At 72.4% G+C, this 6,000-nt stretch carries 5 protein-coding genes; all 5 read right to left on the bottom strand.

Annotation, left to right across the window (positions count from 1 at the left end):
* Positions 1-81: 81 nt before the first annotated feature.
* Entirely contained in the window at positions 82-786 is a 705-nt protein-coding gene (rpe, locus tag GP2_RS19125) for a ribulose-phosphate 3-epimerase (RefSeq protein ID WP_006902241.1), read from the bottom strand.
* A gap of 62 nt (positions 787-848) precedes the next feature.
* The gene (locus tag GP2_RS19120) at positions 849-1,442 is read right to left on the bottom strand and encodes a GNAT family N-acetyltransferase (RefSeq protein WP_006902240.1); all 594 of its coding nucleotides are present in this window, start codon (positions 1,440-1,442) and stop codon (positions 849-851) included.
* A gap of 159 nt (positions 1,443-1,601) precedes the next feature.
* Positions 1,602-3,050: an RsmB/NOP family class I SAM-dependent RNA methyltransferase gene (locus GP2_RS19115; protein ID WP_006902239.1), complete on the bottom strand. Its 1,449-nt coding sequence runs from the start codon at positions 3,048-3,050 to the stop codon at positions 1,602-1,604.
* The gene (gene fmt, locus GP2_RS19110) at positions 3,047-4,006 is read right to left on the bottom strand and encodes a methionyl-tRNA formyltransferase (protein WP_006902238.1); all 960 of its coding nucleotides are present in this window, start codon (positions 4,004-4,006) and stop codon (positions 3,047-3,049) included. The genes GP2_RS19115 and fmt overlap by 4 nt, the downstream gene beginning before the upstream one ends.
* On the bottom strand, positions 4,007-5,965 hold the full coding sequence (locus GP2_RS19105) for a primosomal protein N' (RefSeq protein ID WP_006902237.1): 1,959 nt from the start codon (positions 5,963-5,965) through the stop codon (positions 4,007-4,009). It lies immediately after the preceding gene.
* Positions 5,966-6,000: the final 35 nt, after the last annotated feature.

The following is a 6,000-nucleotide window of genomic DNA, read 5'->3' as shown; positions in this document are numbered from 1 at the left end:
GGTTCGGGGAGCTGACACCCATCGACGACCGCGACGCCTCGACGGCGCGGTCCATGGCGGCGACGATCTCCATGCGGCCGATCAGATGCCGGCCTTGGCGCGGGCCTCGACGGCCTGCCGGCGCAGGGCGGCCACCGCCTGGCCCGGGTCGTCGGCGCCGTAGACGGCCGAGCCCGCGACGAAGCAGTCGACACCGGCCTCCGCGGCCTGCTCGATGGTGTCGGCGTTGATGCCGCCGTCGATCTCGACGAGCAGCTTCAGGTCCTCGGCGGCGATGTACTTGCGGATCGCGCGCACCTTGGACAGGACGTCGGGGATGAATTTCTGCCCGCCGAAGCCGGGTTCGACGCTCATCACGAGCAGGGTGTCGAAGTCGCGGAGGATCTCCAGGTACGGCTCGAGCGGGGTGCCGGGCTTGATCGACAGGCCGGCCTTGGCGCCGGCGGCCCGGATGTCGCGGGCGACGCCGACCGGGTTGTCGGTGGCCTCCGCGTGGAAGGTGACGTTGTGCGCGCCGGCCTCGGCGTAGGGCGGCGCCCAGCGGTCGGGGTTCTCGATCATCAGATGGCAGTCGAGCGGGATGTCGGTGGCCTTGAGCAGGCTCTCGACGATCGGCAGTCCGAGGGTCAGGTTCGGCACGAAGTGGTTGTCCATGACGTCGACGTGCAGCCAGTCGGCGCGGGTGGCGCCGGGCTCGGCCACCGCTGCCGCCTCGTCGGCGAGATTCGCGAAATCCGCGGACAGGATGGACGGGGCGATCATGGGCGCGTTGGCGGCGGTGCACATGGTCGACAAGTCTAGGGCGACCGCGATTTGTAGAAGAAATGCGCGCCATAGGCCGATTCGCTCTACGCCTTCGAGCGCAGCATCCCCCAGACCGTCGGCCCGCCGTCGGGCAGCGCGACCTCTCCGATGACCTCGAAGCCGAGTCGTTCGTAGAACGCGACGTTCGAGTGCGACGACGTCTCCAGGTACGCCGGCATCCCCTCCGCCTCCGCGGCCCGCAGGCCCGGTTCGAGCACCGCCCGCCCGAGTCCGCGGCCCTGCGCGGAGGGCGCGACGCCGACGGTGGCCAGATGCCAGACGGATTCGGCCGGACGCAGCGGCGCGGTCGCCTCGTCGGCACGCGCCGCGATCTCGGCGCGGTCGCCGTACAGGTCGACGACGCGACCCGCGATGGCGCCGAAGGCCTCCTCGAGACCCGTCGACGACGGGGCGATCCACACCGCGACCGCCGTGAGATCGTTTGACACCCAGACCTTTCCGCATGGCAGTCCGACCTCGGAGAGGTAGAGGCGTTGCAGGGACCGGACCCGATCGAGATGGTCCCGCGCGTCGACGGTGTGCCGGGTGAACGGATAGTCGGCGCAGGCGAGGCCGAGGGTCGTCGCCGCACCGTCGACGTCGGCCGGCGTGGCGGGGCGGATCACGGTGGTCGTCACCGGTCGGACGTTACCCGGAAGGCTCGCCGGACCGGATCATCCACCCTCTGGCAGACCTCACTTCGGTGATGCGACCTCGATCGAGGTCGCCTCTCCGAACCGAATTCTGGAAGACAGGACGTCCGACGACTCACTCGTGGACGGGAAGTGCGGGCGAGGTCAGTCCCGCGTCAGCGCCGCCAGGAACATCGCGTCGGTGCCGTGGATGTGCGGCCAGAGCTGCACGTGCGGGCCGTCGCCGAGCAGCTCACCCTCGAGCTCGCCCACCGTGACCAGCGGCCGCGCGTCGAGCTGACGCGCACCCTCGACCTCCGCGAGAACATCGGCGACGACCGCGGTGGTCTCGGCAGGATGCGGCGAGCACGTCGAATACACCACGACGCCACCGGGTTTCACCAGACGCAAGGCCTCGGACAGCAGTTCCTTCTGCAGGACCACCAGCTCGTCGACATCGCGCGGGCTTCGGCGCCAACGGGATTCGGGTCGGCGACGCAGCGACCCGAGTCCCGAGCACGGGGCGTCGAGCAGGATGCGGTCGAAGCCCGGCGCCAGCCCGCTCGACCGCGCGTCGGCGACGTGGATGGTGACCGGCAGGTCGCGGACGGCCTTGCGGATCAGCTCGGCGCGGTGTTCGGACACCTCGATCGCGTCGAGGTGCGCGCCGTCGATGTCGGCGAGCGAGCCGATCAGAGCGGCCTTGCCCCCGGGCCCGGCGCACATGTCGAGCCAGCGGCCGGAATCCTCGCCGACGTCGGCGACGGTGACCGCTCGCGCGATCAGCTGGCTGCCCTCGTCCTGGACCCCGGCGTAGCCCTCGCGGATGGCGTCGACGTCCGACGGGTCGCCGCCGGCCAGGTACACGCAGTACGGGGAGAACCGGCCGACCTCTCCCCCGCTGGTCAGCGCGAGTTCCTCGGCGGTCATCATGCCGGGCCGCGCGACGAGATGCACCGGCGGCCGCTCGTCGTCGGCGGCGAGCAGGGCCTGCAACTGACCGGCCGAACCACCCAGCGCGTCGCGGAACACCTCGGCGATCCAGCGCGGGTGCGCGTACTGGAACGCGAGATACCCGACGAGGTCCTCGGCCGGCGACGGCGCGAGCTCGTCGACCCACATCTCCTCGGTCTTCTGCGACACCTTGCGCAGCACCGCGTTCACGAAACCGGCAGGGCCCATACCGTTCTCGGCGCGCACCAGATCCACCGAGGTCGACACCGCGGCATGCGGGCTCACACGCGTGCGCAGCAGCTGATAGGTGCCCAGGCGCAGCACGTCGAGCAGCGTCCCGTCGATCTCGGGGACCGGACGCCCGGCGGCCGAGGAGATCACCGCGTCGAGCAGACCCTGAGCGCGCGACGCGCCATAGGCGAGTTCGGTGGCGAAGGCGGCGTCGCGGCCGGTGATCCCGCGCTCCCGCAACATCTTCGGCAGGACGAGGTTCGCGTAGGCGTCGCGCTCCCGGACGGCGCGAAGGACGTCGCGGGCGGCGACGCGGGCCGGGTCGACCTCCTTCTGCCGGAACTTGGCGGTGTTCTGCGGCTTCCCGCGGTTCCGGTCCGAACGTCCCTGCGGCGCCCTGTCCCGGCCCGGCCGCCGATCGGCGCTCACCCCAGCACCGTGCCGTCTTCGAGGCGCGCGCCGCGCGCCCAGTCGGCCGCGGGCATCGCCTTCTTGCCGGGCGGTTGCACCGTGCCGAGTCTCACCGGCGTCGAACCGGTCCCGACGAAGACCGCCTTCTTGGTCACCGCGACCACGCCCGGCGCCAAGGCGTCCCCGCGGGCCGACTCGGGCAGCGACGCGTCGTCGGCCGCGACCGGCCGCACGGGCCCGACCTTGATCCTCGCCTCCTCCAGCACGGTCCACGCGCCGGGAGCCGGAGTGTAGGCGCGGACGACGCGGTCGATGATGTGCGCGGGCAGATCCCAGCGGATGCGCGCGTCCTCCACCTCGACCTTGGGTGCATGGCTGACCCCGACATTCGGCTGCGGTTCGGGGATCAGGCGGCCGGCCTCGATGCCGTCGAGCGTGTTCACCAAGAGTCCGGACCCCGCCTCGGCCAACCGCGTGAGCAGATCGCCGGCGGTGTCGGTGGGTCGGATCATCTCGGTGAGCACCCCGTAGACCGGGCCGGTGTCGAGCCCCTTCTCCAGGCGGAAGGTGCTCGCGCCGGTCACCTCGTCGCCGGCAGCGATCGCCGCCTGCACCGGCGCCGCCCCGCGCCACGCGGGCAGCACCGAGAAGTGCAGGTTGATCCACCCGTGGGTGGGCAGGTCGAGCAGGTCCTCCGGGACGAGGCCGCCGTAGGCGACCACGGCACCGGCGTCGGGCGCCCAGCGGCGCAGCGTCTCGGCGACCTCCGGCTCGGACAGCCGCCGCGGGGTGATCACCTCGAGGCCGTGCTCGTCGGCGAGCACGCCGATCGGCGACCGAACGACCTTGCGGCCGCGCCCGGCGACCGTGTCGGGGCGGGTGATGACGCCGACGACCTCGTGCGACGGCGAGTCGAGCAGGGCCTGCAGCGACGGCACGGCGACCTCGGGTGTACCGGCGAAAACGATGCGCATTCATCCGATCGTAGGCGGATCCACCTGGACCCGGATCGGCCCGGTCAGACGATGAGTGTTTCGGCGCGCCTGCCCGGCCGCGAGCGCCTTCGCGAGGAGTCGGCCGTGCTTGCGCGGCAGTCGCACCAGGATGCGGTCCATTTCGTCGTCGGCGGAGGCCGCCTCCCACTCGGCGCTGCCCGCCGGCGGACGAACCCCCGGGGGCAGCGGGACGGGGCCGAGGATATCGGTGCCCTCGGGCAGTTCGAGGTTCTCGACGAAGTCGGTGATGACCTGGGTGGGGCCGTCGATCGACGCCATCGTCACCGCGGGCGGGAACCCGAGCTCCACCCGCTCGTCGAGCTGCATGGACGCGAAACTCACGGGGTCCCAACGGATCAACGCCTGGACGGGCGCGAGAGTGGAGTCGGCGACGATCACCACGCGGCCGCCGTCGCTGTGGGGGCGCACCATCCCGGCGAGCGCCATCCAGCGTCGGACGGCGTGTTCCTCGGCGCGCAGGTCGGCGCGGTCGAGTTGCGCCCAGGTGTCGAGGACGATCGCCGCGCCGTAGCCGCCGGGCGCCACGGGTTCGGCCCCCGGGGTGGACACGACGAGCCGTGCGCCCGGCTCGATCTCGTCGAGGATCATGTCGCCGCCGCTGGTCAGCACCGGCACCCCGGCGAACGCCCGGCCCAGCTCCTCCGCGGTCCGTCGCGCACCCGTCACCGTGGCGCGCACCCGGGTGTTGCCGCACTCCGGGCAGCGGAAGCTCCGTTCCGGACGCCCGCACCACCGGCACGAGAGCCGACCGTCGCCGTCCATCTGGAGCGGTCCGTGGCAGGCGCGGCAGCGCGCGTGCTCGCGGCATCGGGTGCAGGCCAGCGACGGGACGTAGCCACGGCGCGGAACACTGAACACGACCGGGCGGTCGGCGGCGAACGCGGTGCGCGCGGCATCGAAGGCGACCTCGGGGATGCGCGCAGACCGCGCCATCGGGTCCCGGGCGATCTGGCGGTCGTCGTCGGAGATCGCCTGCACACGCGGACTGCGTTCGCGGACGGTCGCGCGCTCGGCGAGCAGGTCATGCGCCCAACCGGACGCGACGAGCGCCTGCGCCTCCGCGGTCCGGGCGAAGCCACCCAGGAGCAGGCCGCACTGCTCGAGGTGCGCCCGCAGCACCGCGACCTCACGCGGGTGCGGATACGGCGCCCGCGGGTCGGGCATGCTGTCGTCCCCGTCGTCCCACACGACGATCAGCCCGAGATCGTGGACGGGAGCGAACACCGCACTCCGCGTGCCGATCACGAGTTGCGCGGCGCCTCTGCGCACCGCCAGCCAGCGACGGTAGCGGGCGGTCGGACCGAGACCGGCGGCCAGCACGACGCCCCGGTCGCCGATGAGCGGCTCGCACGCCGCCCAGAGCCGGTCGAGGTCGCGCTGGTCGGGGACGACGATGATGCACCCGCGCCCGCCGGCGAGGGTGGCGGCGGCGAGCTCGGCGAGCCGTTGCGGCCAGTCCTCCCCCGGCAGCGCCTGCCAGGCGGCGCGCGGATGACCGCCGGCGAGCGCCTCCACGAACGACTCCGCCAGCGGATAGCGACGCCACTCGGCCAGGTCCGGGGCTTCGACGACGGTCGTCGGCTCCTTCGTCTCCTCCTTCTCCGTCCGCGCGTGACGGGGCGGGATGGCCAGGCGCACGACGTCGCCCATGGTGCCGGCGTACCGGTCGGCGACCGCCCGGCACAGTGTGGCCAGTTCGGGCGTGAGGACCGGCTCGGCGGAGATGACGCGATCGAGCCACCCCAGCTTACCCGGGTGGTCGCTCTTGGCGATGCGCTCGAGTAGGAAGCCGTCGACGAGACGTCCCGAGAACCGAACACGGACCCGCACGCCCGGAACCGCGATCTCGTCCTGATCGGAGTCGATCAGGTAGTCGAACGGACGGTCCAGGTGTGCGAGTCCGAGGATGGGCAGCACACGGGCAACCGGCAGCGAATCAGCCGGTACCCGTG

It is taken from the genome of Gordonia paraffinivorans NBRC 108238 (assembly GCF_000344155.1).
Classification (GTDB): domain Bacteria; phylum Actinomycetota; class Actinomycetes; order Mycobacteriales; family Mycobacteriaceae; genus Gordonia; species Gordonia paraffinivorans.
This window is presented reverse-complemented; position numbering and strand designations above follow the sequence as displayed.

Excerpts from the sequence above, each read along its gene's own strand:
- rpe (WP_006902241.1), bottom strand. The coding sequence starts at position 786 with ATGTGCACCGCCGCCAACGCGCCCATGATCGCCCCGTCCATCCTGTCC.
- fmt (WP_006902238.1), bottom strand. The coding sequence starts at position 4,006 with ATGCGCATCGTTTTCGCCGGTACACCCGAGGTCGCCGTGCCGTCGCTG.